At 61.2% G+C, this 25,764-nt stretch carries 27 protein-coding genes; 17 read left to right on the top strand and 10 right to left on the bottom strand.

The features are described 5' to 3' along the window. Nucleotides 1–384 precede the first annotated feature (384 nt). The 5 genes from ACFTE1_RS02775 (at nucleotide 385) to ACFTE1_RS02795 (ending at nucleotide 6,033) form a co-directional block, all read left to right on the top strand. The gene (locus tag ACFTE1_RS02775; protein ID WP_380618449.1) at nucleotides 385–3,684 is read left to right on the top strand and encodes a S8 family serine peptidase; all 3,300 of its coding nucleotides are present in this window, start codon (nucleotides 385–387) and stop codon (nucleotides 3,682–3,684) included. Between the two features lie 226 nt (nucleotides 3,685–3,910). After that, a complete protein-coding gene (locus ACFTE1_RS02780; RefSeq protein ID WP_380618451.1) occupies nucleotides 3,911–4,249 on the top strand; it encodes a hypothetical protein in 339 nt (112 codons plus the stop codon). A 296-nt stretch (nucleotides 4,250–4,545) separates the two neighbouring features. After that, nucleotides 4,546–4,899, top strand: a complete 354-nt coding sequence (locus tag ACFTE1_RS02785) for a hypothetical protein (RefSeq protein WP_380618453.1) — start codon at nucleotides 4,546–4,548, stop codon at nucleotides 4,897–4,899. An 89-nt stretch (nucleotides 4,900–4,988) separates the two neighbouring features. Beyond that, the gene (locus ACFTE1_RS02790; RefSeq protein ID WP_380618455.1) at nucleotides 4,989–5,657 is read left to right on the top strand and encodes an alpha/beta fold hydrolase; all 669 of its coding nucleotides are present in this window, start codon (nucleotides 4,989–4,991) and stop codon (nucleotides 5,655–5,657) included. A 67-nt stretch (nucleotides 5,658–5,724) separates the two neighbouring features. Next, nucleotides 5,725–6,033, top strand: a complete 309-nt coding sequence (locus ACFTE1_RS02795) for a DUF4190 domain-containing protein (RefSeq protein ID WP_380618457.1) — start codon at nucleotides 5,725–5,727, stop codon at nucleotides 6,031–6,033. A gap of 82 nt (nucleotides 6,034–6,115) precedes the next feature. Here the strand turns inward: ACFTE1_RS02795 and ACFTE1_RS02800 are convergent, their stop codons facing one another. After that, complete coding sequence (locus tag ACFTE1_RS02800) at nucleotides 6,116–6,469, bottom strand: VOC family protein (protein WP_380618459.1); 354 nt, start codon at nucleotides 6,467–6,469, stop codon at nucleotides 6,116–6,118. Between the two features lie 134 nt (nucleotides 6,470–6,603). On the opposite strand from ACFTE1_RS02800, the gene ACFTE1_RS02805 reads away from it, so the two are divergent. Together ACFTE1_RS02805 and ACFTE1_RS02810 are read left to right on the top strand one after the other, a co-directional pair. After that, nucleotides 6,604–7,128 (top strand): hypothetical protein, encoded by a 525-nt coding sequence (locus ACFTE1_RS02805; RefSeq protein ID WP_380618461.1) that lies wholly within the window; start codon nucleotides 6,604–6,606, stop codon nucleotides 7,126–7,128. A 351-nt stretch (nucleotides 7,129–7,479) separates the two neighbouring features. Beyond that, complete coding sequence (locus ACFTE1_RS02810) at nucleotides 7,480–7,872, top strand: hypothetical protein (RefSeq protein WP_380618463.1); 393 nt, start codon at nucleotides 7,480–7,482, stop codon at nucleotides 7,870–7,872. 110 nt (nucleotides 7,873–7,982) lie between these two features. Here the strand turns inward: ACFTE1_RS02810 and ACFTE1_RS02815 are convergent, their stop codons facing one another. From ACFTE1_RS02815 to ACFTE1_RS02840, 6 genes are all read right to left on the bottom strand, one after another. Next, entirely contained in the window at nucleotides 7,983–8,264 is a 282-nt protein-coding gene (locus ACFTE1_RS02815; RefSeq protein ID WP_380618465.1) for a hypothetical protein, read from the bottom strand. A 139-nt stretch (nucleotides 8,265–8,403) separates the two neighbouring features. After that, nucleotides 8,404–8,691, bottom strand: coding sequence for a hypothetical protein (locus ACFTE1_RS02820; protein WP_380618467.1), 288 nt, complete (start codon nucleotides 8,689–8,691; stop codon nucleotides 8,404–8,406). A 257-nt stretch (nucleotides 8,692–8,948) separates the two neighbouring features. Further along, on the bottom strand, nucleotides 8,949–9,362 hold the full coding sequence (locus ACFTE1_RS02825) for an ectoine synthase (protein ID WP_380618469.1): 414 nt from the start codon (nucleotides 9,360–9,362) through the stop codon (nucleotides 8,949–8,951). 13 nt (nucleotides 9,363–9,375) lie between these two features. Then, nucleotides 9,376–10,653 carry a diaminobutyrate--2-oxoglutarate transaminase gene (gene ectB / locus ACFTE1_RS02830; protein ID WP_380618471.1) on the bottom strand — a complete coding sequence of 426 codons (1,278 nt, stop codon included), beginning with the start codon at nucleotides 10,651–10,653 and terminating at the stop codon, nucleotides 9,376–9,378. Nucleotides 10,654–10,722: 69 nt separating this feature from the next. Continuing rightward, the gene (gene ectA / locus ACFTE1_RS02835; RefSeq protein WP_380618473.1) at nucleotides 10,723–11,268 is read right to left on the bottom strand and encodes a diaminobutyrate acetyltransferase; all 546 of its coding nucleotides are present in this window, start codon (nucleotides 11,266–11,268) and stop codon (nucleotides 10,723–10,725) included. A gap of 875 nt (nucleotides 11,269–12,143) precedes the next feature. Continuing rightward, complete coding sequence (locus tag ACFTE1_RS02840) at nucleotides 12,144–13,250, bottom strand: hypothetical protein (RefSeq protein ID WP_380618475.1); 1,107 nt, start codon at nucleotides 13,248–13,250, stop codon at nucleotides 12,144–12,146. 851 nt (nucleotides 13,251–14,101) lie between these two features. Between ACFTE1_RS02840 and ACFTE1_RS02845 the strand changes: the two genes are divergently transcribed. Together ACFTE1_RS02845 and ACFTE1_RS02850 are read left to right on the top strand one after the other, a co-directional pair. Next, nucleotides 14,102–14,632: a hypothetical protein gene (locus ACFTE1_RS02845; protein ID WP_380618477.1), complete on the top strand. Its 531-nt coding sequence runs from the start codon at nucleotides 14,102–14,104 to the stop codon at nucleotides 14,630–14,632. Nucleotides 14,633–14,675: 43 nt separating this feature from the next. Beyond that, nucleotides 14,676–16,001, top strand: a complete 1,326-nt coding sequence (locus tag ACFTE1_RS02850; RefSeq protein WP_380618479.1) for a hypothetical protein — start codon at nucleotides 14,676–14,678, stop codon at nucleotides 15,999–16,001. 74 nt (nucleotides 16,002–16,075) lie between these two features. Here the strand turns inward: ACFTE1_RS02850 and ACFTE1_RS02855 are convergent, their stop codons facing one another. Further along, nucleotides 16,076–17,479 (bottom strand): S8 family serine peptidase, encoded by a 1,404-nt coding sequence (locus tag ACFTE1_RS02855; protein ID WP_380618481.1) that lies wholly within the window; start codon nucleotides 17,477–17,479, stop codon nucleotides 16,076–16,078. Nucleotides 17,480–18,088: 609 nt separating this feature from the next. Between ACFTE1_RS02855 and ACFTE1_RS02860 the strand changes: the two genes are divergently transcribed. From ACFTE1_RS02860 to ACFTE1_RS02890, 7 genes are all read left to right on the top strand, one after another. Then, nucleotides 18,089–18,334, top strand: a complete 246-nt coding sequence (locus ACFTE1_RS02860) for a hypothetical protein (protein ID WP_380618483.1) — start codon at nucleotides 18,089–18,091, stop codon at nucleotides 18,332–18,334. Next, complete coding sequence (locus ACFTE1_RS02865) at nucleotides 18,334–18,828, top strand: hypothetical protein (RefSeq protein WP_380618485.1); 495 nt, start codon at nucleotides 18,334–18,336, stop codon at nucleotides 18,826–18,828. The genes ACFTE1_RS02860 and ACFTE1_RS02865 overlap by 1 nt, the downstream gene beginning before the upstream one ends. Next, the gene (locus ACFTE1_RS02870) at nucleotides 18,803–19,102 is read left to right on the top strand and encodes a hypothetical protein (RefSeq protein WP_380618487.1); all 300 of its coding nucleotides are present in this window, start codon (nucleotides 18,803–18,805) and stop codon (nucleotides 19,100–19,102) included. Before ACFTE1_RS02865 ends, ACFTE1_RS02870 begins: the two co-directional genes overlap by 26 nt. Nucleotides 19,103–19,567: 465 nt before the next feature. Beyond that, a complete protein-coding gene (locus ACFTE1_RS02875; RefSeq protein WP_380618489.1) occupies nucleotides 19,568–20,053 on the top strand; it encodes a hypothetical protein in 486 nt (161 codons plus the stop codon). Between the two features lie 39 nt (nucleotides 20,054–20,092). Next, nucleotides 20,093–21,187 carry a hypothetical protein gene (locus tag ACFTE1_RS02880; protein WP_380618491.1) on the top strand — a complete coding sequence of 365 codons (1,095 nt, stop codon included), beginning with the start codon at nucleotides 20,093–20,095 and terminating at the stop codon, nucleotides 21,185–21,187. Further along, nucleotides 21,188–21,859, top strand: coding sequence for a hypothetical protein (locus ACFTE1_RS02885; protein ID WP_380618493.1), 672 nt, complete (start codon nucleotides 21,188–21,190; stop codon nucleotides 21,857–21,859). Nucleotides 21,860–22,265: 406 nt separating this feature from the next. Then, on the top strand, nucleotides 22,266–22,796 hold the full coding sequence (locus ACFTE1_RS02890) for an AAA family ATPase (RefSeq protein WP_380618495.1): 531 nt from the start codon (nucleotides 22,266–22,268) through the stop codon (nucleotides 22,794–22,796). Between the two features lie 349 nt (nucleotides 22,797–23,145). Here the strand turns inward: ACFTE1_RS02890 and ACFTE1_RS02895 are convergent, their stop codons facing one another. Together ACFTE1_RS02895 and ACFTE1_RS02900 are read right to left on the bottom strand one after the other, a co-directional pair. Further along, nucleotides 23,146–23,898, bottom strand: coding sequence for a response regulator (locus ACFTE1_RS02895; RefSeq protein WP_380618497.1), 753 nt, complete (start codon nucleotides 23,896–23,898; stop codon nucleotides 23,146–23,148). Then, nucleotides 23,895–25,034, bottom strand: a complete 1,140-nt coding sequence (locus ACFTE1_RS02900; RefSeq protein ID WP_380618499.1) for a sensor histidine kinase — start codon at nucleotides 25,032–25,034, stop codon at nucleotides 23,895–23,897. Before ACFTE1_RS02900 ends, ACFTE1_RS02895 begins: the two co-directional genes overlap by 4 nt. Nucleotides 25,035–25,493: 459 nt before the next feature. Between ACFTE1_RS02900 and ACFTE1_RS02905 the strand changes: the two genes are divergently transcribed. Beyond that, entirely contained in the window at nucleotides 25,494–25,697 is a 204-nt protein-coding gene (locus tag ACFTE1_RS02905; RefSeq protein ID WP_380618501.1) for a hypothetical protein, read from the top strand. Nucleotides 25,698–25,764: the final 67 nt, after the last annotated feature.

A 25,764-nucleotide genomic window follows, 5' to 3' on the forward strand; every position in this document is an offset into this window, starting at 1 on the left:
ACGATCTCCGCACGATATCGGTTCCGCGCCGAACGCACAAGACCGGCTCCAGGAAGTGATACTCATCACATCATCAATGCGAGCGATTCGGCCGGTGTCGCGCTTACCGGCCGACTAGGCAGTGACGAAGGTCAATAGATTCCCCGCTCGCAGCGCCGCCACAGAATAGGCAATGTCCTTTCTGTTTCCTTGTCCCGCATGCCGGACGGCATCGTGCACTCAGTATTGAGAAGCTTGCACATTTGGGACCGTAATGCCATTCTCAGACGCAGGGCCCGAACCCGGGCCCGCTTGTCCCCCTCGGAGAATCCGTCGGCCGCGACCTCAACGCGGTACGGAGTGGAGGGAAGGACAGGCCCCTCAACAGGACAGGAGTCTGAGTCCATGCGACAAAGACGCGCACGCAAGGTCCTCGCGGCCGCGGGTGTCGGAATCCTCGTTCCACTCGCCGTAGGCGAGTCCGCACTCGCCCAAGAGGATCAGGTCGGCGCCCTCCTCGACTCCAAGGTGGACGCGAGTCTGCTCTCGGAGATCGAAGCCGAGGGTGACACCGAACTCTGGCTGCGGTTCGCGGGCGAGGCCGATTTCGACGCGGCGCGAGCGGCGGAGAGCAAGGAGGCGAAGGCCGAGGCGTCGGTCCAGGCGGCTAAAGAGTTCGCCGTCGACTCCCAGAAGGAGGCCGTCGACGTCCTCGAGTCCGCCGGCGCCGACTTCGAGACCTACTGGGCCTCTTCCACCGTGAAGGTCCAGGGCGACATCGAACTGCTCGAGGACCTGGTCGTCCTCGACTCGGTCGAGTCCGTCGTCGAGGCCCCGGAGATCAGCCTCATCGACCCCGTCGAGAAGACCGACGCCGACCCCTCCCCGCAGGCCACCGAGTGGGGCCTGGACGACATCGGCGCTCCCGACGTCTGGGACATGGGTTACGACGGAGATGGCGTGACCGTCGCCTTCGTCGACACCGGCGCCGACTACACCCACCCGGCGATCACGGACCAGTACCGTGGCAACAACGGGGACGGGACCTTCTCCCACGACTACAACTACTTCGACGTCCAGGGCTCCTGCGGCGACGAACCCTGCGACACCGACACCCACGGCACGCACGTCACCGGCACCATGGTCGGCGACGACGGCGAGGGTAACCAGATCGGCGTCGCTCCCGGCGCGGACTGGATCGGCGTCAACGGCTGCTGCCCCAGCCTGGAGGCCCTGCTGGAGTCCGGCGAGTGGATCGCCGCTCCGACCGACTGGGAGGGGAACAACCCCGACCCGTCGCAGGCCCCCGACGTGGTCAACAACTCCTGGGGCACCACCGCCCCCGGTTACGACCCGTTCTACGTCGACATCGTCGACCTGTGGCACGCCGGCGGGATCATTCCCGTGACGTCCTTGGGCAACAGCGGTCCATCGTGCAACACGGCCGGCAGCCCGGGCATTTACCCGAACGTCATCGGTGTGGGCGCCTACGACTCCGGTCAGAACATCGCGAGCTTCTCCGCGCGCGGACCGGGCGTCGACGGCCAGATCAAGCCGGACATCTCGGCCCCGGGCGCGGGCGTGCGCTCCTCCGTTCCCGGCGGCGGCTACGCCTCCTACTCGGGCACGTCCATGGCCGCTCCGCACGTTGCGGGGCAGATCGCTCTGCTCCTCAGCGCCGCTCCGCAGCTCAAGGGCGACTATGACAGCGTCTACGAGCTCCTCACCGGAACCGCTCGGCCCAAGGCCGACGACCAGTGCGGCAGCGAGGGCGACGCGAACAACGTCTACGGCAACGGCATGGTCGACGCGGTCGCGATGATCAACAACGCCCCGATCGGCGACGTCGGCGACCTGGAGGCCAGTGTCGTCAACGCCGACGGCGAGGGCCTGGCCGGCGCCGAGGTGACGCTGTCCAACGGCGAGCGCGAGCGCGAGCTCACCACCGAAGCCGACGGCACCGTTTCTGCGAAGCTGACGGCCGGGGACTGGGACTACAGCGTCTCCGCCTTCGGTTACGGGGCGGCCTCCGGCACGATCACCATCGAGATGGACACGGTCAACGAGTTCACCTGGACGCTGGAGTCGGTCGAGTCCGGCACCGTGGCGGGCACCGTCGTCGACGGGGACGGCCACGGCTGGCCCCTCGGCGGCACCGTTTCCGCGGCCGACGGCCAAGTGGTGGCCGAGGCCGACCCGATCACCGGCGAGTTCTCCATGGAGCTTCCGGCCGGCGAGTGGGACCTGACCGTCGACCCCGAGTACCGGGGCTACCAGACGACCACCGCCACCGCCTCCACGGGCACCGAGGACCTCGTCGTCGAGGTCTCCGGTGAGTCCTGTGCCGCTCCGGGCTACGGTTTCGACCCGCTCGGCGAGCAGTTCGAGAGCGGTGCCGGCGGCTGGGAGATCGTCAACAACGGCGACTACGCCTGGACGTACGACTCCGGACGCGTCAACTCCACTCCCGGTTCGGACGGGTTCGCCATGGCGGACTCCGACGAGGCCGGGGTCGGCGCGACCGTGGACACCGAGCTGATCAGCCCGGTGTTCGACCTGAGCAGTGCCGATGACAAGACGCTCACGTGGGCCAACGACTACAACCACCTGAGCAACTCGCAGGCTGATGTGCTGCTGTCCGTCGACGGCGGCGACTCCTGGGAGTCGATCTGGTCGGCCTCCTCCGACGTCCGCGACTCGACTGAGTCGGTCGACCTCTCCGCTTGGGGCGACGCCACTGAGGCGCAGCTGAAGTTCCACTACGTCGACGGCGGTTCGTGGGCCTGGTGGTGGGCGGTCGACGACGTCATGATCGGCGACGCCGAGTGCGTCCAGCAGGAGGGCGGTATCGTTCGCGGCACCGTCACCAGCACCGACACCGGTGAGCCGCTGGCGGGCGCCATCGTCTCCGGCGCCGGCGCGTCGACTTCCACCGACGAGGACGGCTCCTACTGGATGTTCGTTCCCGACACCGGCGACGTCGAGCTGACCGCCACGATGGAGGACTTCGGTTCCAGCGTCACCACGGTGGCCATCGAGGACTCCAGCGTCTCCGAGGTTGCGATGGAGATCGGCACGGCCCACATCAAGGTCTCGGACGAGCGTCTCGCGACGAGCGTCCAGCAGGGCGGTTCCTGGACCTTCGAGCTGGAGCTGCGCAATGTCGGTTCGGCTCCGGGCGTGGTCGACTTCGCCGCCTCCGACGGCGAGTTCGAGATGATGGGCGAGGTCGACGCGGCCGCCGCGTCGTGGCTCTCCGTTGAGCCCGCTCGCGTCACCGTCGAGCCGGACGAGACCGTCGTCGTCGAGGTGACCGTCTCGGGCGAGGGCATCGACCAGCCGGGCACCTACACGGCCATGCTGGGCGTCGATTACGTCAGTCCGGGTGAATCTCCGGGCGTTGAGGTGTCCATGTTGGTCGTACCCCGGCCTCAGCAGGGTAAGCTCGACGGCAGTGTCGAAGCGGTGACCTGCGACGGCACGGTCGTCGATCTGTCGGGCGCACAGGTCCAGCTGCGGGACCCGCAGGGCGGGACGAGCCACTTCGTCACCGGCGAGGATGGTTCGTACGAGCGCTGGTTGACCGCCGGTACCTACACGATTATCGTTTCCAAGGACGGTTACGCGGCAGACTTCGATTCTGTCGAAGTGAAGGCCGGACGAAACAACGCCTCTGCCTTCAGCCTGGCCGAACTCGGCTGCTGAGGCGATGGCGCCACACATATCCGTGGCGCATGGACTCCCGGAGCGATCCGGGTGAAATAGTGACACTGCGGGAGACGCGATCCCGGAGCGAATGGGGCCCAGGCTCCATCGGGTGAGCGTCTGGTCGGCGGGGAGCGATCCCCGCCGGCCGTTTTTCGTTCTTCGGCCTCTTGGCCCTCATCGAGTACTCTTGGTGCCGGTCTCCAATGTGAAAGGGCTTCCAGACATGACGATCACGCACGAACGAGTGAAAAAGACCCGCGAGGCGATGACCGCCAACCTCGCGGAGCTGCGCGAGCGCCGCGATTCCATCAAGAGGGAGCTGGACGAGAAGGCCGAGGGCCTGACCGCCGCCGGGCTCGGCGAGGCCGTGGACAAGGTCGCCGCGATGACGGTTGACCTGGTCAATCCGCTCGACGACCTGATGGGGAAGACGCAGGGGCTTCTCGCGGTCCTGGACAAGGTCGACGAGTTCCTGGAGGCCGGCGACGCCGAGAAGGCCACGGCGCTCTATGAGGCCGCGCGCGAGGCGGCGTCCGAGACCACCTCCGACAAGGACGAATAAAGTCCATAGAAGACGATTGTCTTAGCTTTAGTGTTCTGCCGCAAGGGATTACGGCTGCCAGGACGATCGGGCCGCATCCCGGAGCCCCGACGTGGCCGCATTTACGCAGTAAAAACCAACAGTATTGTCCATTACCGGTGCGCATTCATCGATCGATGGTGACTATAGGGATCCCCCGTCTCACTGAAAGTGGCCCCGTGTCTCGGGTCGCCGATTTCCCGTACTACGGTCTATACGGTTAGCTCATGTTTCAGGTTCCCTGGAATTCCCCACCGAGCCAACGGAAGAGAAGTGCCGTGCCGGAGAAATTGGATCAAGAGTTGTACACGCTCGTACGTTCCTACTGCGCCCTGGGGCGGGTCGAGACCGAGGCGGGCCACGCGTTCGTCACGGAACTGACGCTCCACGCCGCCGAACTGGAAGAGAGGTACCCGTTTCTACGCGAAGTCCACGCACCCGTCATGGAAGGCTGCCGCGAACTGCTCCAGCGCTATGAGGAGAACCTGCGCGTCCTCGAGGACGTCTACGCCGGCATCGGCCGGGCCGTCGCACTGTCCGAGGAGGGGCACCGGGGGGACGCCCTGGAGACGGCTCGCATGACTCTCGACGCCATGAGGCAGCTCAGCTTCATTCCCCGTCCCGACCTATAGCCGCCGGGGCGCCCGTCGAGGGCGCCCCCACTCGAACGCGACGCTCCCTCTCCACTCGATACGATGGACGCCACCGACAAGGAGACTCCATGGCGACCTTCATTCTCGTGCACGGCGGCGGACGGACCTCGTGGGACTTCCACCGCCTCATCCCCGCTCTCGAATCTTTGGGGCACAAGGCGGTTGCGCCCGATCTCCCCTTCGAGGACAAGAGTGCCGGACTTCCCGAGTACGCCGCCCACGTAGCCTCCTTCGCCGAGGGCCTGCCCGATCCCGTGCTCGTGGGCCACTCCTTCGGCGGCTACATCGCGCCCCTCGCCGCTGCCGCCATGCCCGCCCGCATGATCGTCCTCCTCGGCGCGATGGTGCCCCTCCACGGAGAGGCCGTCTCGGACTTCTGGGGGAACACCGGGCACACCGAGCTCAACGTCCGGCTCGACTCTCCCGACGAGATCCGGTCCAACTTCTTCCACGACGTCCCCGAACTCGCCGACGAGGGGCTCGATCGCTCCCGTTCCCAGGGCAGGCCGTCCTGGACCGTTCCCTGGGGCCTGCCGTCCTGGCCCGACGCGCCCACCCGCTTCCTGGCCTTCGACGAGGACCGGCTCTTCCCGCCGTCCTTCCTCGAACCGGTGGTGGCCGAGCGGCTCAAGCTGCCCCTCGACACCGTTCCCGGCGGCCACTTCGCCATCCTGTCTAATCCCGTCGCCGTAGCCGAACGCCTGCGCGACTACTGGCTCGCCGTCGCGGACGAATAACACCGATACCCCTGCGACCACCGGTTTCCCTCCCTAGACTGTGTCCACATTGTCGAAGGGAGAATCCGTGAAACCTGAACAGCCCTATCCGCAGGCGCCGCCCGAGCGGCGCGATATCAATGGCAAGTCCGTGGCCGCGCTGGTGCTGGGCACCGTGGGGCTCTGCAGTCCGGTGGGAATCATCGGGCTCTTCATCGGCTATTCGGCGCGCAAAGAGGTCAACGCCACCGGGCAGCTCGGTCGGCCGCTGGCCACCGCCGGCATCGTCCTGGGGTGGATCTCGGCCGCCGGGTTCATTCTGATCATCCTGTTCTACATCATCGCCGGGGCCGCGATCTGGGCCGGCTCTGACGGGTGGGGCGACAACATGAACTGACGGAAGGGCCGGGATCCGATCCCGGCCCTTCCCCTCCAGATCTCCGCCGTCTCCGGCCCGTGGCCCGGCGGAGGCCGTCCGCTCATTCGCCGGTCGGCCTCGGATGCAGCGGCTCGTAGAGGCTCAGCTCTCCGCCTCCCGGCAGGTGGATGGCCGTCACCTTGCCCCACTTGAGCTCCTTGATCGGCTGTGTGATCGGGACGCCGGACATCTTGAGGTCGGCCACGGTCTCCTCCAGGTCGTCGCACATCAGCATCATCTCGCCGTGCTCCGCTCCCTCCGGCGACGGGTGGACCGCCGTCTCCGCCGGGGGAGCGCGGAAGATCAGCCATCCCTCTCCCGCGTCGGCGTACGGCCATCGCAGGACATTCTTGAAGAAGGCCCGGTCGGCTTCGGCGTCGTGGCTGTACAGGACTACGTGAACTCCGTTGATCATGGCCGCAGACTAACATTCATCGCCTTCATTACCTGTCCGTTCTGCCCGGAAAAGTCTGTCTCAAGGCCGTCACCAATAACGTGTTGGGGTCGTTACATGGGGTGAAACGATATCGTCCACAGGAGGAACCTGATATGAAGTTTTTCGCCACCGCCGCCGTTCTCGCCACTGCCGCCGGAGTTCTCGCCGCCGGTTCCGCCCAGGCCGCCACGGCTCCGAGCAGCGACCTGAGCGCCTGCAGCCCTTCCACCGTTCTGACCGGTGACGCTCAGGCCGTGACGAACTGCCACCTCGCCCGTGCGGAGGCCGCCTCGGACCGCATCGCCCAGTACGGCGCCTATGCCACGGCGCACGGTGCAGGGGACATGGAGGTCCTGTCCGACCTCGGGAACGCCCAGTCGTTCTACTCCTTCAAGTTCGACAAGATCGCCAACGAGCCCCCGATGAGCGTGCAGGAGGCCGCCACCTTCGCCGCGAAGGTCAACGGCAAGGCCGAGAAGTTCTGCGGCAAGCTCTTCGGCGAGACCCAGGCCTGCGCCACCGCTCTCGAGTCGAAGAACCTCGCCAAGAAGCTGGAGGCTCAGCCGGGCGACGCCATGACCATCATCTATGCCGTCAACGCCGAGCAGGCCGCCACCGACCAGATCGGCCAGGGCTAGTTCGCACCCGGACGTCCAGTCTTCGGGCCGGTCGGCCCGTTCCCTTTTCCCTGTGGGCGCCGCACGGTCTCTCTGCCGTGCGGCGCCCTTCGCCGTCCATCCGTCAATCGGACCTCGTTGTACGACTTCGTCCGGTGTCGCCCTTTATCCTCCCTGCGCGGGTTACCCGCTCCGCGGCCCCTTGTCCCATGGGCACCTCAGCTTCGCCATCCGAGCGAGGGCGGTCGGTTCCGTCTTGCGTCGCCGATGCAAGCTGGAGGGCGAGCGGTTCCGCCTCAGCGGGCGGAATCCACGGCGACGTCGGCGAGGCGATCTCTCGCCGTGAACGCAGCAGAGAAGACGGAGGGGTCTATGCACGAGGAACCGACTGCCACTCAACCCGACAGCGACTGGGACCATCCGGCCGTCGCGCGGGTATTCGCCAAGTGCACGTGGATGATCCCGACCGCCGGCCTCTTCGTCACCGTGGCGGTGTTCATCGCAGGGGCCAGGTCGGCGGAGTCTCTGCTGTCCGAGTATCCGCTCATCGACACGACGCCGATCATGGTCGGAGTCGTTCTGGCACTGGGCACGTTCGCCGTGTTCCTGCTCTTCGCGGCCTTTTCGGCGATCGGGGCCAGGCTCTTCATTGCGGCGGGGCTCATGGCTGTTCCCGGCACTGTGGCGCTGGTCTGGGCCGTGCACACCTTGTACAGCCTGATGGTCGACACGTTCGAGCTGTACAGCATCCCGTCAGTGGGCTGAGCTGAAATTTGCGGCACCCGTAGGGTGCCGCAAACCGGAAAACGCGCCATACGCCCTGACAGGACAGGGAAAAGGACGTTTGGCGCGCCGGGAGAGTTCGGTCAGCTCGGTCAGGAGTTCAAACAGCGGCGGTACTCGGCGAAAGCTCGGTGCATGGCGTCCTTGTAGCGTTTTATTGTCGAAGGCGGGTAGTCGTTGAACACCGCAGCGTTGTATCTCGCTTGTGCGGCCTTATAGGCGTCGTACTTCGCATCGCACTTCTGGGTCTTTCCTTGCGTGCCGACGGATTGGTCGACGGCCGTCGGCGCGGCGTAGGCCGGCTGGGCGACTAGAGTGCCACCGGTATGAGCCAGTCCAATGACCACACCGCCGACGAGTTGCTTAAGTGTCATGAAGATACCTTTCTCGATTCCTTTGCGAGCGCTCGGCCGGAGTCCCGCGTACTTCTGGGGAATGGCCGTTCGGCGGCTGTGCCCGCGACGTGCCGCCGAACGACCGACCTGGGGGTTAAGCGTTCAGGCCGTCAAGGGCCTAGGGGATGTAGTACCGCCACTCGAAGATCCACTCGCCGTAGGAGTAGTAGCAGCCCGAGATGACCTTGGTCCGCGGCTGCATGAGCTTGTCCTGCCGCGCGCTGTTGCAGGCCGATTTCGAGTTGTGGTCCGAGTACTGGATGGAGGACCAGTGGCCCTGGATCTCGGCTTGGTCGGTGGAGACGCTGCTCGACTCCGGTGCCGCTGCCGGGGCGGCCTGTGCGGGCAGAGCGGCGCCGAGCGCCAGCAGTGCTCCGCCGACGACGGCGATCGCGGTCTTGCGCATGGTGATCAACCTTTCGGATGTCGGGGAAATGACCCTGTCACCATGTACCGCGGATGCATACGCGCGGCAGAAATTTTGCATACGCGCAGTTCGGAGTGCTTCAAAGGAATTTGTGCCCGATGGCCCCGGGGGAGTGGGGAAGGGGCAGGCTTGCGCCCCTACCGTTTCGGACTCCGGACATGAGAAACGGGGGCGGCCTCATGGCTGAGCCGCCCCCGTTTCCCGGGAAGGAAAGTAAGTCTTCCTCGTACTCGCTGCTAGTCGTCCTCGGTCAGCAGCGGGTAAACGCCGTTCTCGTCGTGCACCTCGCGCCCGGTCACCGGCGGGTTGAAGACGCAGACGCACCGAAGGTCCTCATCGATGTCGAGGGTGTGCTTCTCGCCGCCGTTGAGCAGGTAGAGCGTGCCAGGCGCCAGCTGGTGCACGTCTCCGGTCTCGTGGTCGGTCAGCTTGGCCTTGCCCTCGATGATGTAGACCGCCTCCGTGTGGTTGGCGTACTGCATCGTCGTGGACGTTCCGGCGTAGAGCACGGTGTCGTGCATCGAGAAGCCGACCCTGTCGCGGGCCAGCAGCAGACGGCGCGAGCGCCACGTGCCTTCCGCCTTGTCCCGGTCGTTTCCGAGGACGTCTTGGTCGGTGCCTTCGATGTCGGACAGACGCTTTACGAGCATGTGTGTGGTTCTCCTAAACCTTTGCGAGGACTTTGACGTGTTTCGTCGAGACGGCCGACAGGGCCTCGCGAAGGATGCCCAGTCCCTTCTCGAACTCGTCAATGGTGGTGGTGAGAGGCGGCAGGAACTTGACGACCTCGTCTTCGGCTCCGGCGGTCTCCATGAGCAGACCGCGCTCGAAGAGCTCGGTCGTGGTCTCGCCGGCCAGGTCCGGGTTGTCGAACACGAGGCCGCGGGCCAGGCCGCGTCCGCGGGTGGACAGTTTCAGCTCCGGGAAGTCGTCGATGATCTTGTGGAGCTGCTCGTCCAGCCAGCTGGCGTGCGCGGTGATGGACTTGGCGAAGGTGTTGTCCCGCCAGTACGCGTCCAGCGCGGCGGTCGCGGTGATGAACGCCGGGGCGAAGCCGCGGAACGTTCCGTTGTGCTCACCGGGCTCGAAGACGTCGAGCTCGGGGCGGCACAGCGTGACCGCGAGCGGCATGCCGATGCCGGACAGCGACTTCGAGAGGGTGATGATGTCCGGCTTGATGCCGGCCTCTTCGAAGGAGAAGAACGATCCGGTGCGGCCGCAGCCCATCTGGATGTCGTCGATGATGAGGAGCATCTCGTGCTCGCGGCACAGCTCCTGGAGGCCGCGCAGCCATTCGGCGCTGGCGACGTTGATGCCGCCTTCGCCCTGCACGGTCTCGACGATCACGGCGGCCGGCTTGTCGAGGCCCGAGCCCGGGTCCTCGAGGAGCGTCTTCAGCCAGAGGAAGTCCGGCGTCTGACCGTCCATGTACTTGTCGAACGGCATGGTGGCGACGTTGTTGAGCGGGACGCCCGCTCCGCCGCGCTTCATGGAGTTGCCGGTGACGGCGAGGGCTCCGAGCGTCATGCCGTGGAAGCCGTTGGTGAAGGACACGATGGTCTCGCGACCGGTGACCTTGCGGGCCAGCTTGAGGGCCGCCTCGACGGCGTTGTTGCCGGCCGGTCCGGGGAACATCATCTTGTAGTCCATGCCGCGCGGCTCGAGGATGACTTCCTTGAAGGTCTTCAGGAAGTCGGCCTTGGCCGTGCTGTGCATGTCCAGCGTGTGGATGACGTTGTCCTCCGCGAGGTACTCGAGGAGTTTGCCTTTGATCTCCGGGTTATTGTGCCCGTAGTTCAGCGTGCCGGCCCCGGCGAAGAAGTCCAGGTAGGTCTTCCCGTTCTCGTCCGTGATCTCGCTGCCCTTGGCAGTCGTGAACACGGTGGGCCAGGTGCGGCAGTAGGAGCGTACTTGTGATTCGACCTTTTCGAAAATTTCCATGATGACTTTCGGTCGGCCTGTTGAGCTGTTCAAGATTCCAGATGTCTCTGGCGCTTACCGGGAGCGGCGCTATTTCTGAGTTTCCCGGTAGGGCAGGGGACCGATGGTGTGAAGGACTTCCGGCTCGTGGCCGGGTCCCAGGTCCTGCTCTGTGAACAGCACGTCCTGCTTGATTTTGACATTGCGGCCTTCGGCGAAGGACGCGAAAAGACGCAGGGACGCTTTGTTGTCTGGGGTGACGGTGGTCTCGACCCAGTCGACGCCTTCGGGGCGAAGTCGGTCGACCAGATTGTCGAGCATCCGGCGAGCGAGCCCCTGCCGCCGGTGGGCGGGGCTGACGGCAACCTGCCAGACGAAGAGAGTGCGCGGGTCGTCGGGGCGTAGATAGCCCGTGATGGACCCGGCCAGGTCGTCACCCTTGCGGGCCACGATGCTGGTTGCCGCGAAGTCGCGGCACCACAGCGCGTAGGCGTATGGACTGTTCACGTCCAGGTTTCCCGTGTTGACGGTCAAGTCGTACAGGGCCTTCCCTTCCCTGGGGTCGGGAGCCCCGAACTGGTAGTCCGGCAGCGTCGGTTTGTCAGGGTCCTTGGATGTGTCATCGCCTCGTGGCATGACTGCGAGGCTAGCATGAATTCTGGTGATTGTTAAGCTACGGCGAACGATATTGTTAAGCAGCCAATGGTCAATCACGTTATCTGCCGGATTTTCGTTATGAAAATGTTACATAAACTCCCCAAAAGCCCCTTTGTGACTACGTTCCGTAGTCAATTTGCGGCGCTCGGCACTCGCCGCTTCGTGGTCCGGATAACTGTGGTGCACGCCTCCCTTTGGGCGGCAATTTCATCGAATCAGCCATCACCCGCCAATCGCGACGACTCCGGCCACCAGGCTGGAAACAGACTCCAGCGCCGATTCGGGGCGTGTGTGGCGCTCTGCGCCAAAGCCACTGTTTCGCCTCGACCAGCGCACCGCCCAGCGCGTCCCGGTAGATGGCCGAGGCCCGCTTAAGTCGCCAGAGCCGGCCCGGCTCGCGCCGTGCCTCATGACGGAATCGGGAGCTCCCGGCTCGCGAAATGAGGCGGTCTACGCCGGCGCCGATACCTTATTATCTTGTCGGCATTCTTTGAGCCGCGTTCCCGCGCGTGCGCGATTTCGGCCTGTGTGGCTTCTCAACTGCAGACCTGTCCGCAGATGATCCCCTCAGCGACGGCAAGTTTCGCCCGAGCCTCCGGCGCCGGCCACGAAGGTTCCCAGGGCATCGCAGGCAAGCGCTCCTCTGGGCGCCAACGTTGCGGCCACCGCCTGGACGATCCATCCGCAGACCACGCCGTGGCTTGAACCGCGTGTGGACGACGACCCGGCCGCTGCGATCGCAAGGACCCCGGTGCTGCCCTGATTTGCGACCACCGCACGCCAACGTGCCAACGCCAAGTCAGGCAGCGGCTTTCAGCAGCCTCACCTACGACCGCTCGCCCAAGGGAGAAGGCCTAGGTTCCGGGACACACGTCAGGGCCGTTGATCTGCTTCCACACTTCACGCCACCGGACTCGGGACTTGCTGCCCTCCGGCCTCTCCTCTTCGCAAGGGCCGCACTTGTGGGTGCCCTGCGGAGCTTCGCCGCCGCATATCCAGCACCGGGAGGCAGTCGGCGTCAATGCGGTCTGCTCGGTCGGTGGTCGCGAATCCAGCAGTGCCTCAAGCCGATGACGGATCAGCCCGAACGGATGGGTGGACACTTCCGGGCGTGGTCCCAGCGCCTTGACGATCGCCGGACCGTCCCAGCCTCGGGCCACGAGTTGTTCGACGAGCTCGCGGAAGTAGTTCCTACCGTTGCCGTAGAAGCTCCAGGCCTTTGCGACCGTCATGAGGGAATCCGCTCGGGCCCAGTGCGACTCCGGCGTGTTGGTCATCGTCTCGCAGTCCATGCCTTCGACGTGGAGGTGGTCCTTCGTCGGGCGGCACCGGCAGAGCTCGCCGAGGGCGGCTCGGCACGTGCCGTCGTCGACGCGGGGCGGAACTTCGCTAGCATCGGACGGTGTTTCGGCGCGGAATTCTGGGGCCGGTTGGGCCACACCATGGTCGGGAGCGGCACCTCTCACAGGTTCAGGCGATTTCAACGACCGCTTCTCCGAGGCCATCGGACGTAGTTCCTCAGACTGGCCAGGTGCGGGCCTTGCCGAGTCAGCCATCTCAGTCGGCGCCCTCACAGCCGAGTCTTCGTTGGCAGAACGCGGCATGTGGTTGCTTTCGTGCGCACTCCGAACCCGAATCTTCTGATCCGCGTCTTCTCGAGTGCCGACCGAGGCTCCCATTCCTCCGCATTGGCAGTGCTCGGCTGCGCCCACATCGACGGAGTAGGAGTTTGGGTGGTTGGCCCGATGGTGGGCGGCGATCAGGCCGGATTTTCGGAGGCCGGCGAGGGCTCGCTGGACCGTGCGCACTCGGAAGTCAGTCGCTCGGGCGATTCTCTCGGCGGGGATTTCGTGGACGAAACCTGCTTCGTCGGCGAAGGTGGCCAGTGCGACCAGGGTGGATTTTTCCTTCGGGCTCAGGCCTTCCACGTCGCGGCATGCCACGACGAGTTCGATTGCCATGGTACGATCGAACCTCCTTCTGGTCCTATGACCAGTGGTTTTGGTGGCGTCCAGGCTCAACTTTGATCGGTGTAGGCCTGGGCGCCGTTTTCTGCATTTTTGGGTCTAACGAGGCACCGGTGCACCGAGTTACGGCCGTTGGGTCAGATTTTTCGAGAACTTCAACCGGTCTTCTCCAGCCCCTTGTCTGGGCTCAGTCCTCGCGCGTACCGGTAAACCAGTTACCAATAGCCAATTAGGATAATGACTCCGTGACGTGCCAGAGTCGTTTGTGCAGTTGACAAGCAGTGTCCTGGTGACAGGGGGCATCGCAGGGAGTCGCCTGACACGACTGTGGGACAGGCACTGTCGGGTTCACGACTTCGGGCGTCCCACTGGCCTGTCTCTCAGTCAGGGCAATTGAGAACGAAGTACCAGGAAGTCCCTGTTGGCATGCCAGGCCGACGTAGGGGATGCGGGCCTCGAAGGCCTGTGTGCCATGGGCTGCCCAAAAGGTGGTGCCGTAGTGTCCGACCTCTTCGTGGCAGCCAGTCCGTTGGGCGTGGGAAGCTGGGCCCGCACTCGAAATGAGCGCTGACGTGACCATGCCGGGGGCGGAGAATTCTCGGTCAAGAAGGCGATACTCAGGAAAAATGATCCATCATCACGGTACGTATTCGGATAGATGCGGCTGGGGGCAACTGGCACGAATACGGGATGATTGGCGTTGCGAGGGTTGGCTATGATATAGGAGGACACCGGCTGAACCCCGCTCGTGTCCGCCATATCACTAGACTTGAAACCGGGGCACGACCCGATACGTGTCCTTACTGAATCGCCAAGAACTGAACTACTTCAAGAGGACGATCAGCATGAGCGAGAACGACAACACCACCAACGACGACGATGTGGTTTACACCGTTCCATTTACGGGAGGCGCAGTTCAGGTCCGCCAAGCGGACACTGAAGACGGCACGATGTTCGTCATCGCGGGCGAAGATGTCCTCCAGCATGACGAAGATGCAATGGAGTCCTTCGCCCATCACCTCTCGCAATCGACTGAGGATTACCACGTGGTAGTCGTTGATTTCGGGAACGGATCAGTTGAAACCTACGGGCCGCCTCGTGAGGTTCAGCCGGGCGTTCTGGCCCCTGGGAACCCCATGTCGGTATCAGCGGACGACCTTCTGCTTGGGGACTTCGACGACGCCGCTGAGGTCAGGGAAGCGTACTTCACTGAGCTGTACGAAGGTTGGGGAGATCAAGCCATGAGGCTTGAAGGAGCCTATTCCTCCTCCGTCGAGGCGGTCAGGCAGATTAAAGACAACTACACCGACACCGAGGGTCGTAACCAGGCGAGCATGAACCAGGTTGCGAACGAGATCGACCTCGACCTCCCGTAACTGCGAGACTTCAAGATCTTGCGGAAGAGACTAAGGAGTAGAAATGGCCAAGGGCCGCGGCAAAGCTTATTACAAGGGAACCTATTCGCACGAGCAGCTCTGGGAGAAGCTCAAGGCTGGGCAGCCAGACAAGGTAAGCGCTGCCCCTAGGCTTTGGTCGAAACTCGGCAGCGGTATGGAAATGTCCAAGGATGAACTTGGACAGCGTGTGGGAAGTCTACTTGACTTCTGGAAGGGCGACGCTTCGAGTGCCTTTAAGGGCGAAATGGACACGCTCATAAAGTACGTCTCTGATAACAAGCGCAAAATTGACTCTGTCGGGGAACTTGTTGTAAGCCCGATGGGAGATGCTTTGCGTGAAGCGCAGTCCTGGGCCGACCTTAATAGCCACCGTGGTGAGAAGGCTGAAAGCGGAACTTTCGGCGAGTACGATGAGTTCAGCCTCGACCCGGCTCACAACATCGAGTACGAAGAGTTCGAGGAGAAGCGTGCCCGGGATCGCGGTCTCGACCCGCATGATCCTGAAGACAAGAAGAAGATCGAACAGCAGCGTCCGCAGTTCCAAGCCGAATACCGACAGTACGAAGAGGACCGGCACGATCAGCTTGCTCAGGTTGTAGCCAAGCTTGGCGATGACTACCAGGAGATCAGGCACAGTAAGCAATGGACTGAGGGCAAGCCTCCCCAGCCTGAGGAAATGCCGAAGCGCATGCAGCAGGCTACTCCGCCAGAAGGCGGGTTCACTGGTGGCCGGCCGAAACCGGATTTCGGTACCACACCTCCTGGCGACAACTCGGGCCTGAGCGGTGGTGGCAGTGGCGGCTCGAACAATGGAACCGGCGGAGATGATCATCTCCCCGGCTACGACGACGATGACGAGTTCGGCAACTGGAACCCGGCTGCTGGAAGTGGCGAAATGGAAGACGAGAATGGTGGTCTTCAGAGCGCTACGCCTGGCGGACCGGCGCTTAATGTCGGCGGTGGCTCAACCTACACTCCTGCTGGCGGCGGTACGCCAGGCGGAGGCTCCGGCCTGTTCGGTCCGACCAGTGGTACGTCCGGCGGTCAGGGAGGAACTGGTAGCAGCCGTTCTGGAAGTGGTGCAGGGCCTCGTGGTGGAGCCGGTTCTAGTCCCCGTGGTGGCGGACAGGGTTCCGGAGCTCGACCAGGTGCTGGGCAAGGGGCGAATGCTCGCGGCGGCGCTGGTGGTCGTCCTGGTGCCGGTGGTCGTGCCGGCGCTGGAGCTGGGGCCGGCCGCGGCGGAGCTGCTGGATTCGACGAAGAAGACGAGCAGGGTCGCGAAACTTGGCTCACTGAAGACGAGTTCCAGTGGATCGATTCTCGTGACAGCGATGAACTCGACGACTAGCAATTTGAAGTAGTTCAAAGATTAGGGGCAGGACCTGTACAGGCCCTGCCCCTAATCTTTGAACTACTTCGGTATTAGGTTCCCTGGGGAGGAAATTGATTACCTTGCGGAGAACCAGGCTGTTGTGGAGAGCCTGGGGGAACTTGTCCGTAGAAATTCTCGTTTCCACCTTGGGAAGGAGGGGTCGGCTTATTGCGATTCTTTAGGATGAGCCACACGACGATTGCAACGATGACAATGAGAGCAGCTGCTCCGATCAGGAGATACAGGAGCATGTTACTGTCCTCTTCCGACGCATCGCTTTCATCCGCAGCGGAGTCTTCGGTAGATTCACTGCTTTTCTGGTCCTCCTCGCTGTCTTCGTTAGCAGGGGACGTTTCGCTCAGTCCAGCTTCGCCGAGAGGATAGCCGAGAGGGTTCTCTTCGACAGTATCCAGATCTCCCGAATTCACCGCTTTGTCAATGTCGATAATCCCATAGCCGGTTTCATCGTTCTTGCCTTCGGGCCCATTGCTTGCGGTGTTTATGAGCCTATTAATGGCGTTGTTGGCGTCGAGATCAGGATTGGCTCCCAGGACCAGCGCCATGGCCCCAGAGACAATCGCGGTGGAAATCGATGTTCCACTGCAAGACTCGTAGAACGGGCCTTCGTTTTCCTGCCAGTCGAATTCGGGCCGGTTATCTCCTCGGACGCACTGCTGTTCGCCGCCAGGAGCCGCTACAGTGACTTCCGGGCCGGTGGTCAATGAAGACCTCACCGATCCGTCCTTCTCCGTGCCAGTGACAGCGACCGTTCCGGGGTAGCGGGCCGGAGCCCCCACCGGCTCGCCAGCTGAGTTGCCGGCAGCGGAGACTACAACGACGTTGTTGTCGATGGCGTACTGGTAGGCCGCCAGAAGTTCGTCAGTGTCCATCGATGTGTCATGGGAGCCGAATGAAGTAGTGATGATGTCTGCGCCCTGGTCGACGGCATATCGAATACCGTCTTCAATCCGTTGCTTTTCCCCAGGGTCGAGCTCGAACCGTTCACCGGACGGATCGGGACTTACATCACCGAAAATTGTTATAGGGAGGATGGTAGCTTCCGGTGCCACCATCAGTGTGGAACCGATTACTTTCGTGCCGTGTTCGGCGATGGGGTTGTAAGCACCGTCAGGGTTGCCTGGAACGACGAGGTCATGTCCTTCCAACAAGTTGCTTTCGTTCAAGAGCGGGTGGTCGAGGAACCCGTCATCGAGGACGGCGACAGTGACTCCTTCCCCCTTTGAGGAAGACCAAGCCTTTTCAGCATTGATCTGGTCAAGGACCCATTGGTTATCTTCGGCCATGGTGGTGTGATCATCTGCTATTGCGATGCCGGGGGTAAGCCCAACGCCCACGAGGGCGGTCGCCGCGGTCGTCGCGAACGCTGCCCCCCACTTCCTGGGGATGGATGTTTGGCTTCTTGATTGAGCCGGCGCTCTGCCGTCGATCTTCATTTGGGGCGTTCCTCTTGCCTCTCGCGTCGTTTCTCGGACGTTCAGTTTTCAAAATACCTGAAGGATTTCTTCACGGACAGAGCGTAGGGGAGACTCTGATCTTTCTCGTGCACAACGAAAAGTAGTTGTCTAGCTACAATATGTAAAGATTCGCTGTATCCGAGCTGAATTCTGAGCTAGTAATGGTAGGTAGGCGAAGGTTGACAATCGTATCTACCTCATATCGGCGTGTTGTCTTGACAACAAGCGGAGCTTCTCGCGAAGATAAATGATGCCGTGTGGTCCAGATGACCATACGGGGTCTTGAGTAAGAACCGCGCTTACTCACGGCAGCGGCTCGCCAGACTCATGTTTGGCAACGTAGCTGGCGAGCCGCCTCTCCAACAACTCCCGAAGGGAGCGGCTGTACTGACTCATCCTAGTTGATCTCACCGGCTGAATCCAGCCGACTTACCGCCTTGCAACGCGATCAGGCGATCGCGTCCAGCCGCCGTGCGCTCATTCTGCTTCACGGCGTGTTCCTCGTCTCATCTCGGCGAGAAGACAGGTTCGACTATTCCTTACTTCCCCCTGCTCAAATCCGCAGGGAGTCAGGAGGCAACTATGCCAATGACGCTCGCAAACTTCACCCTGGACGGCCGGTCGGTCTCGATCGTCCGGCGCGGGGCCCGCAAGATCTTCTGGATCACGGTGAACGGCCGAACCGCCGCCATGGTCCACACCGAGGGCCGGTTCATCCTCCCCAAACCGGGCTGGTCCATCCGCGCAGAGATCTCCGAGTGGCTGCTGGAACAAGCCCTGCGTGCCCACTCCATGTACGTCGCCTACTGCTTCGCGAAGGGAGTGAGGCCCTGATGAACACTATCGCCGAATTTCTCTTCTTCCTGTTCGGCTTCATCAACGTCACGGGTCTGTACCTGTATTTCGCTGTCCGGGGGTTCCCGCCCTACGTTCCGCGCGAAGTGCGGTCAGCCACCGGCAGGGCGGCCGTTTCGCCGATCCGCGCTGACGGCGTGCTGCTCGGGTCGATTTCGTTCATGGCCCGGACCTTCGACGTCCGTACGGTCTCGTCGAAGTCTGCCTCAGTAACAGCTGTGGAACCGGGAGGTCGGCGCGTGCTGGTTGCAGAGGTCGACTGGACCCTGGGCTACCCGGGCGTTATCCAGTGGTCCAGTTCGCCTGCTCGCTGTGCACTGGTCGGGGATCGGTCTCGGCTCAAGTTCGCCCTTGAACAACGTATTGGGGCGGTCATCGACCGAACCGTCTTCGACGAACCGCTTCCGCCGCGCCTGGCGGAGGAGATCCAGATCGAGGGGAGCGATCGTGCCAGTACTCTACCTTCCTCCTGACACTGAGGACCTCGGCGCCATTTACCACTACGGGCAGCGGTTCGAGGTACGTCTCGACGCTGGGGCCGGCACGGCCTTCCTGCTCTATCCAGCCAGCCCGGACGATGACACTCCGGTCGCCGAGCGAACGCCGGCGGTCATCGCGAACTGCAGTCGGGGCGTCTGGGCCAAGATCACGATATACTGCGACAAGCAGTACCGGCTCTCTCGGACGTTCACCAACTGGGAGCACGAAATCCGCGACTCCATCATGCTGCTGGTTCGTAGACACTAGGCGTTCTTGGCCCCTACTGGCATCTGAAGAAGGTGATGTCTGTAGGGGCTGAACGACTCTTCAGGGATCGGGGGTCTCATGACTGAAAAGAGAGATCCAGTGTCAAGTATTGATGCAACCTGTACTACACCAGTTCAGGACGGTATCTTGGGCGATGAGACATCCAATACGAGACCTGGTTGCGGTTGTGTAGTACCGTGTTTGAGAGAAGCATCCCCCAAGGCTGTGCATGGATCCCCCCATGCCAGCTGTGAAATCAAGGAGGTCCTCCAAGCTGCCCAACCTTGCCGAATGCAATAAGGCCATCATGAATCGAGAATCAAAGACAGCATCAACTAGAACGTGAGCAGTGTTGCGCTAGCATCGGTGAGCGCGCCTTGCCGAAGTGAAGTGCACAGGGCTCATGAGTTGGTGGCAATGGAACGCCGATTTGAATTCCCGCGTGCGAAACTTAAAGGAGCAAAAGTGACCGACCGAGTTGTTGATGTTGAATTTTTGGAGAAAATTGGAAGAGAGGACCTATCTACTATCGCCGATATTTATGATAGGGCTCTTGAAGCTTCACGATCAACTGACAGAGGCATGGAACAAGCCTTGGCTATTGCTGATGGGTCTATGCCTGATTCCGCCGAATATTGGCTTCAAACATATGCACTTCTAAATAACGTGCTATATGAATCGGCGTTTGGATACTCAAAATTGAGCTCGGCCATTGTCAAGGCCGCAGAAGATAGCAAAATTACGGAAGAAGAGATCGTTAAGAACCTAGAAAGTAGCTATGACTCTGGATTGAATGAATCCTATACGCGGGTCGATGACAATTCAGATTTTGAACATGGCTCTGATGAATTTCTTGAGTATGATGCTGAATTGGCCCCTGAGCGGGAGCAGGGAACGCCGTATGAGGAAGGGACTGGGGCAACTGGCCCTGGAGGATCAGCCATTAGGTAATCAGTGTAGGACACAATTGTCAAATCGAAAGGATATTTTATGGAAATTAGTGGTGACAATGCGCCTCCGACAGATGACGAAATACTACAGCTTATTGACGAACTCAGGGATCCAATTCATGACATGTTGATTAGGGATGGGGCTGCTCGGCGTTGGCCCGAAATGACTCATTGGACTAGAATGACTGAGTCTGAGTATGTGGCTTGGAATGGATCATTGGATAGTAGTGTTGGGCGCCCGCCTTCGAAGGATCTTGAAGAAACCGCGGAAGCTAATGGACAGGAAGGTATTGAAAATGTGAAATGGAGTTATGTAATTGAGTGCCCAGTGCCGGAGTCTGTTACGGAAGGGGCTCTAGCTACTATCTCTAGCGAGGCTAAATATGAGACTGACTCAATTATTGATGAGCTAAAAGAAAGATGTTTGTCGATGGTTCCGCCAAGTGGCATATCGGCAGTATTTAGCCTCCATCAGGAATGTATTAAGATCAGACAGTTTCTTGATGAATTTGACTATGATAGCAATGGTCTAAAATTCCGAGCATTTGAGAACATTAACGAGTTGTTTGACCCTGAGAAAGATAGGTGGATTGGTAAGGATCGCGATAAGGCATTCAAGGCGTTCGGGGATGCAGACACTATGGCAGCGAATCATGTTGCCATCATAAAGGCGCTTACGGAAGCAATAGCTTGCGAAGGTGCGCTGCAGGCGATCTACCGATGCGGCGTCTATGATCTTCTAACGGAAACTCATGAAGCGATCGAAGATGCCATGAAAAAGGCGACTTTGGGCGTAAGAAAAATTCAATCATCAACAATAATTAACACGTTTGGCAACGTAGTAGGGCTTGCATCCCTAATTTCGCCTGGTGTTCCGCTTGCAATACAAGCGGCATCATATTCAATGTCTGTTCTCGGACAAATGTGGCAATTTGAAATCGACCTGACTACTGTAAGTGGACTCTCTAGGGAAGAGTATGACAAGATTCGTAGCCAGCTCACAGGGGGCATTGAGGAGTTGAAATCAATGATGCGGGATCAGCGTAAGAATATTAAGGACAATATGGACATCGAGGTATCTGAGTACTTTAGGAAAGCTTCAGCCGGCGATCTAACTCCTGGGGACGGATTTTAGATGGAAACATGCATACTGCGCTTGGCGGCCATTGCATCATCAGTTCTGATGATCTTGACTGGGTGTACTACATCAGATCCTGAACCATCGAATGAGAGTAGTGACATCCGGGATGAGCCTACCGAGCTACTTTCAATTGACTCACTTTGCAGTGAACTCAATACCGAGAAGCTGGTGAGTCAATTCGGCGAGCCTTATACAGGTCCCGATCCAGTGGGTGGAGTACTTGATGACAGTCCTACTAAATGTAAAATGGTATTCAGTTTGGCAAATGGTCCTAAATCTGGAAGATTCACAATTGATCTGATTCCTACGAAGAGTTCGAGTGAATCCCTTGAACAATATGAAGATCTTAGTTTGTTCGAGGCGCCTGAATTCAAATACGACTCACTGTTGGGGGACTTCAATCTGGGGGAAATTGGATCCCCTCCAGGAGAGATGGAATCACCGGTCGTGATCTGGAGGGTCTCTGCGCCGAATTATGTCGTGTATGGTCAGATGGGGTATGGAGGTTACAGTACGGTCATACCTTGTGAAACGCCAGACAGGCATCCCGACGATGGAGTTAATTCGGAGCTTCCATGTATTGCGGGATTTGAGGAGATCTATAATTATTTGAAGGATGACTATATTCCGTCAGCTGTAGAAGTTCTCAATGATTTGTCGACGTAGTTGGTTGGTGACCGAAGCTGGGACGAAATCTGTCGGCGTGATTATCAAATTCGCCAGAGAAGCTGACTGCGGGCTGTGAACCTTCCGGGGTGCAGACGCCATCCTCTTCCGGAACTGCCCGGCACACTCACGCACATGTTTCAACCGTGGACTTCTCCAACCTCAGGTCCGGGAATACTTCCATGGGTCATGGCATCGATTCCGCTATCTCGCCTTTGGGAAGTTCCGCCTTGGAAGGACCATGAATGATCCCAAGACTCTGCGACACAACCACTGTCACTCACCACCGAGCCCTGAATGCTCTTGGGCTCAACCCCAGAAACGGACTCGCCAGACACATGAACACACTCTGCTCGGCGGCTTGTATCGCACTTGCGGTTTGAAGAGGGTTGGGTACACTGCGCGAATGATAGTGTGGCTCAACGGCACCTACGGGGCCGGCAAAACGACAACTGCAGGGCTCGTGGCGGCAAAGCTACCAGCCAGGATCTTTGATTCTGAACAGGTCGGCTATGTCCTCCAGGGGATCCTCGGAGATCTACCGCATACAGACTTCAAGGAGTGGCCGCCATGGCGGCATCTGACCGTAGAGACTGCGCGCAGCATACTAGACTTTCAGGGCGGGACGCTTGTTATTCCTCAGACGGTCCTCCAGCGCGAATACTGGAGCGAACTGGCTGAAGGTTTTCGGTCTGCTGGGATTCCGCTTCGCGCCTTCACTCTGCACGCCGATCGCGAAGTATGGGCCCACCGGGTCGAGAATGACGAGTTTGAGAAGGACGCCTTGCAATGGCGCCTGGAAGCGAGAGCAACCTACGAGAAAGCCCTCGTCGACTGGATGAGCGAGGAGACGATCGTCATCGACACCACGGGATTGGCTCCGGAACAGGTGGCTGACGGGCTAGTCGACCTTCTTCGCGGCAGTGATGAGGGCTGAACGGGACCGCCGCTTCGGGAGCCGCCCCAGACGAACCAGAGGTCAGCAGCGAGAATACAACCACAGCGTTGACTTGATCTCCGCTGAGAGACAGAGAAACTTGGAGGGCCAGTAGTGGGAGGGCGGTCCTGTAATTGGTGCCGCTGCAGCTACGGTGCCCGTTGTGCACCGGGATTCAAGTTCCTCCATCCTCCAGCGGGTTTCTGAGCGCTGAGGGTGGGTCTGGGCGCGGCGGATGACATGGTTGGGAGCGCGATTAGACAGCGGCAGGGCGGTGAGCGAACTGCAAGAGAAGCTACTGGTGTTCGCTGGAAGTTGTGGTCGAAGCGCCGTTGCCGTTGGCTACCTACTACTTGCCGACGGGCCGACCTCCGGGCTTATATCCGTGGACAGGTCCGGCCTCCCACGGTTTTCTTTCTCTCGTCCCTGTGTTTGCTAGTCCCTGCCTGTGGGCCCAGATCACCAGTGCGACGCGGTCGCGCACGTTGATCTTCGCGAGGATCCGCCCTACATGGGTCTTGACGGTCACCTCGGCGATGTAGAGGTCCCGGGCGATCTCGGGATTGGACGCGCCTGCCACGACGAGATCGAACACGGTGCGTTCGCGGTTGGTCAGCGAATCGAGCGCGTTGCAGTTGGCCGGCGGGGGAGTCGGCGCGTCGGTGTCAAAGTTCTTCAGGAGCCGTTGCGTGGTGCTTTCGGCGGCGGTGAAGGTCCCGTTGTGAGCGGAGCGGATGGCGGTGACGAGCTGAGTGGCGGTACCGTCCTTGATGATGAAGCCGATCGCGCCGGCCTTGAACATGCGGATCGCGTAGGCGTCCCTATCGTGCGTGGTCAACCCGAGGATCCGAGTAGAGGGGCTCACGCGGTCGCCGATCAGCTTCCGCGTGGCCTCGATGCCGTCGAGAACGGGCATGCGGACGTCCATGAGGACCACATCGGGCCGCAGTTCCCGTACCCGTGAGATCGCCTGTTTTCCGTCGGCGGCGATGCCGGCGGTTCGCATATCGGATTGCGCATTGATGATGCGGGACAGCCCATCGCGAATCAACGACTGGTCGTCGACGATGAGGACATCGATTGGCCGAGGGGATTCATTCATGCTCTATTTACATCCTTCTGAATTGTCAATGGCCATTTCGCTACGACGGTGAAAACATCGGCGCTTTCATAAAACGCCTCGCCGTTGTACAGAGCGCATCGACGTCGAATGCCGGCCAACCCGCGGTTCTCCCGGATCGGCAGGCGACGGGAAGCCCCGTCCATGGGGTTGGACACGGTCAGCGTCAAGGCATCAGGTTCCCAGTCCATAAGTACCTTTGCCTCGCTGCCGTCCCCATGCCGGAGCGCATTGGTCAGCGACTCCTGCACGACTCGGTACACGGCGAGGGACATGCCCGGCCCGAGCGGGACTGGTTGTCCGGAGCGTTCGATGTCGACACGCAGGTCGGATCGCGTGAAGCTCTCAATGAGCTCGTCGAGATCGTCCAGACTGGGAGTCGGGTGGGTCCCCGGCTCACCGGTCCACGTCAACAGGCTCCTGACCTCATAGAGAGCGGACCGGCTGCTGGAGGCGATGCCGGTGAACAGGTCCGCCACGTCTTCGGTCGGCGCGGTCGCCCGCCCGCTCTCCGCCTGCACGACGACACCGGTGAGCGTGTGGGCGAGGATGTCGTGAATATCGTTGCTGATGCGTTCGCGCTCTTCGTAGGTCGCAAGCTGCGCCCTGGCGTCGGCCTCCTGTTCGGACAACATCCGCCGGAACTCCGCCACCCGCAGCGCGTCCGTCTTCCGGTGAGAGACGAAACCGACCGACGACGCGGTCAGAAGCCCTGCGGCGACGAGCCCGACGACGAACAGGTTCGCTCCGGTCACGGTCTCGGTTTCGCCGAGGAGGATTCGCCCGCCGAGGACGACCACGTATCCCGTCCAGAGCAGGAGTCCGATCTGGCGGGTACGACTGGAGGCATGCGCGGCGACAGAATAGGCCGCCACCAGTAGAACGAGGTCTCCAGGCATCAACAACGAGGTCGTGAGAACGAGGTGCACGGTGGAGATGGCCGCCGCGGCCAGGGCGCAGAGCAGCGGAGCCGGACGACGCAGGACCAGAGTCGCGGCCATCGCCGTCGACCACCACCAGTCCGGTTGCCCCAAAAGACCCATGACCACGCACACCAGTACCCCGAGCCCGGCCACGGCCGCGTCGCTGTACCGCAGTGCATGTTCGCGTGTGGTCATGCCATCACACTACCAGTTCTGCCGTAGGGGAAGGCTTGGCGCCCAACGGATCGGAGCCTGCCGAGACGGGGCTCGCCGTGACGGACTCGCGGGATGTCGAACGTCCCGAGCCGGCGATCGGACAGTATACGGTCGGAATTCAGAGCGGGAGTAGACGTTTCTGGTAAACGGGGCCGGGCGGCTGCCACTGGGCAAACGTAATTCGCCCATCAGCTGTGGGAACAGTCGTGAGTCCGACGATGGTGGGATTTCATGAAAGAAGATCACCGAATCGTATAATGTGCGCGACCACTCCGACCAGTATTCTCGTACTTGTATCCATTGATCGCGTGAAGATTTGCGCGAACCCCAATCCGCCGATTCTTTTCCACGCCGATCAAGACCCCCCATCTGGTCGTACAACGGTTCCGATGGAGATGGGCGAAAAAGCCACGGGCCGCCTCTCAAGATAGGAAAAGCATGAACGACACCATTCAGCAGGAAGTCACCATGGTCAGCCCGAGCTGGGACGTCGAGGCCCGCCAGACCGACGGCGCCACGCCGTCGCTCCAGGCCCAGATCGACGTCGAGTTCGAGAAGATCGCCTCCCCGTACCTCGGTAGCAGCGGCTGGGTCTGCACCCTCACCATCGAGTGCGGCACGGTCGTCTGCGCCTGCCAGTAGCAAACCCCTTCGGCGGGCGGTTCGGGTCTCGCACCTGGGCCGCCCGCCTTTCCCGTACTTCCGCAGA

The sequence above is a fragment of the Salininema proteolyticum genome (assembly GCF_042685645.1).
Lineage (GTDB): Bacteria > Actinomycetota > Actinomycetes > Mycobacteriales > Micromonosporaceae > Salininema > Salininema proteolyticum.

Excerpts from the sequence above, each read along its gene's own strand:
- ACFTE1_RS02775 (WP_380618449.1), top strand. The coding sequence starts at position 385 with ATGCGACAAAGACGCGCACGCAAGGTCCTCGCGGCCGCGGGTGTCGGA.
- ACFTE1_RS02780 (WP_380618451.1), top strand. The coding sequence starts at position 3,911 with ATGACGATCACGCACGAACGAGTGAAAAAGACCCGCGAGGCGATGACC.
- ACFTE1_RS02790 (WP_380618455.1), top strand. The coding sequence starts at position 4,989 with ATGGCGACCTTCATTCTCGTGCACGGCGGCGGACGGACCTCGTGGGAC.
- ACFTE1_RS02800 (WP_380618459.1), bottom strand. The coding sequence starts at position 6,469 with ATGATCAACGGAGTTCACGTAGTCCTGTACAGCCACGACGCCGAAGCC.
- ACFTE1_RS02805 (WP_380618461.1), top strand. The coding sequence starts at position 6,604 with ATGAAGTTTTTCGCCACCGCCGCCGTTCTCGCCACTGCCGCCGGAGTT.
- ACFTE1_RS02810 (WP_380618463.1), top strand. The coding sequence starts at position 7,480 with ATGCACGAGGAACCGACTGCCACTCAACCCGACAGCGACTGGGACCAT.
- ACFTE1_RS02815 (WP_380618465.1), bottom strand. The coding sequence starts at position 8,264 with ATGACACTTAAGCAACTCGTCGGCGGTGTGGTCATTGGACTGGCTCAT.
- ACFTE1_RS02820 (WP_380618467.1), bottom strand. The coding sequence starts at position 8,691 with ATGCGCAAGACCGCGATCGCCGTCGTCGGCGGAGCACTGCTGGCGCTC.
- ACFTE1_RS02825 (WP_380618469.1), bottom strand. The coding sequence starts at position 9,362 with ATGCTCGTAAAGCGTCTGTCCGACATCGAAGGCACCGACCAAGACGTC.
- ectB (WP_380618471.1), bottom strand. The coding sequence starts at position 10,653 with ATGGAAATTTTCGAAAAGGTCGAATCACAAGTACGCTCCTACTGCCGC.
- ectA (WP_380618473.1), bottom strand. The coding sequence starts at position 11,268 with ATGCCACGAGGCGATGACACATCCAAGGACCCTGACAAACCGACGCTG.
- ACFTE1_RS02840 (WP_380618475.1), bottom strand. The coding sequence starts at position 13,250 with ATGGCAATCGAACTCGTCGTGGCATGCCGCGACGTGGAAGGCCTGAGC.
- ACFTE1_RS02845 (WP_380618477.1), top strand. The coding sequence starts at position 14,102 with ATGAGCGAGAACGACAACACCACCAACGACGACGATGTGGTTTACACC.
- ACFTE1_RS02850 (WP_380618479.1), top strand. The coding sequence starts at position 14,676 with ATGGCCAAGGGCCGCGGCAAAGCTTATTACAAGGGAACCTATTCGCAC.
- ACFTE1_RS02855 (WP_380618481.1), bottom strand. The coding sequence starts at position 17,479 with ATGAAGATCGACGGCAGAGCGCCGGCTCAATCAAGAAGCCAAACATCC.
- ACFTE1_RS02860 (WP_380618483.1), top strand. The coding sequence starts at position 18,089 with ATGACGCTCGCAAACTTCACCCTGGACGGCCGGTCGGTCTCGATCGTC.
- ACFTE1_RS02865 (WP_380618485.1), top strand. The coding sequence starts at position 18,334 with ATGAACACTATCGCCGAATTTCTCTTCTTCCTGTTCGGCTTCATCAAC.
- ACFTE1_RS02880 (WP_380618491.1), top strand. The coding sequence starts at position 20,093 with ATGGAAATTAGTGGTGACAATGCGCCTCCGACAGATGACGAAATACTA.
- ACFTE1_RS02885 (WP_380618493.1), top strand. The coding sequence starts at position 21,188 with ATGGAAACATGCATACTGCGCTTGGCGGCCATTGCATCATCAGTTCTG.
- ACFTE1_RS02890 (WP_380618495.1), top strand. The coding sequence starts at position 22,266 with ATGATAGTGTGGCTCAACGGCACCTACGGGGCCGGCAAAACGACAACT.
- ACFTE1_RS02895 (WP_380618497.1), bottom strand. The coding sequence starts at position 23,898 with ATGAATGAATCCCCTCGGCCAATCGATGTCCTCATCGTCGACGACCAG.
- ACFTE1_RS02900 (WP_380618499.1), bottom strand. The coding sequence starts at position 25,034 with ATGACCACACGCGAACATGCACTGCGGTACAGCGACGCGGCCGTGGCC.
- ACFTE1_RS02905 (WP_380618501.1), top strand. The coding sequence starts at position 25,494 with ATGAACGACACCATTCAGCAGGAAGTCACCATGGTCAGCCCGAGCTGG.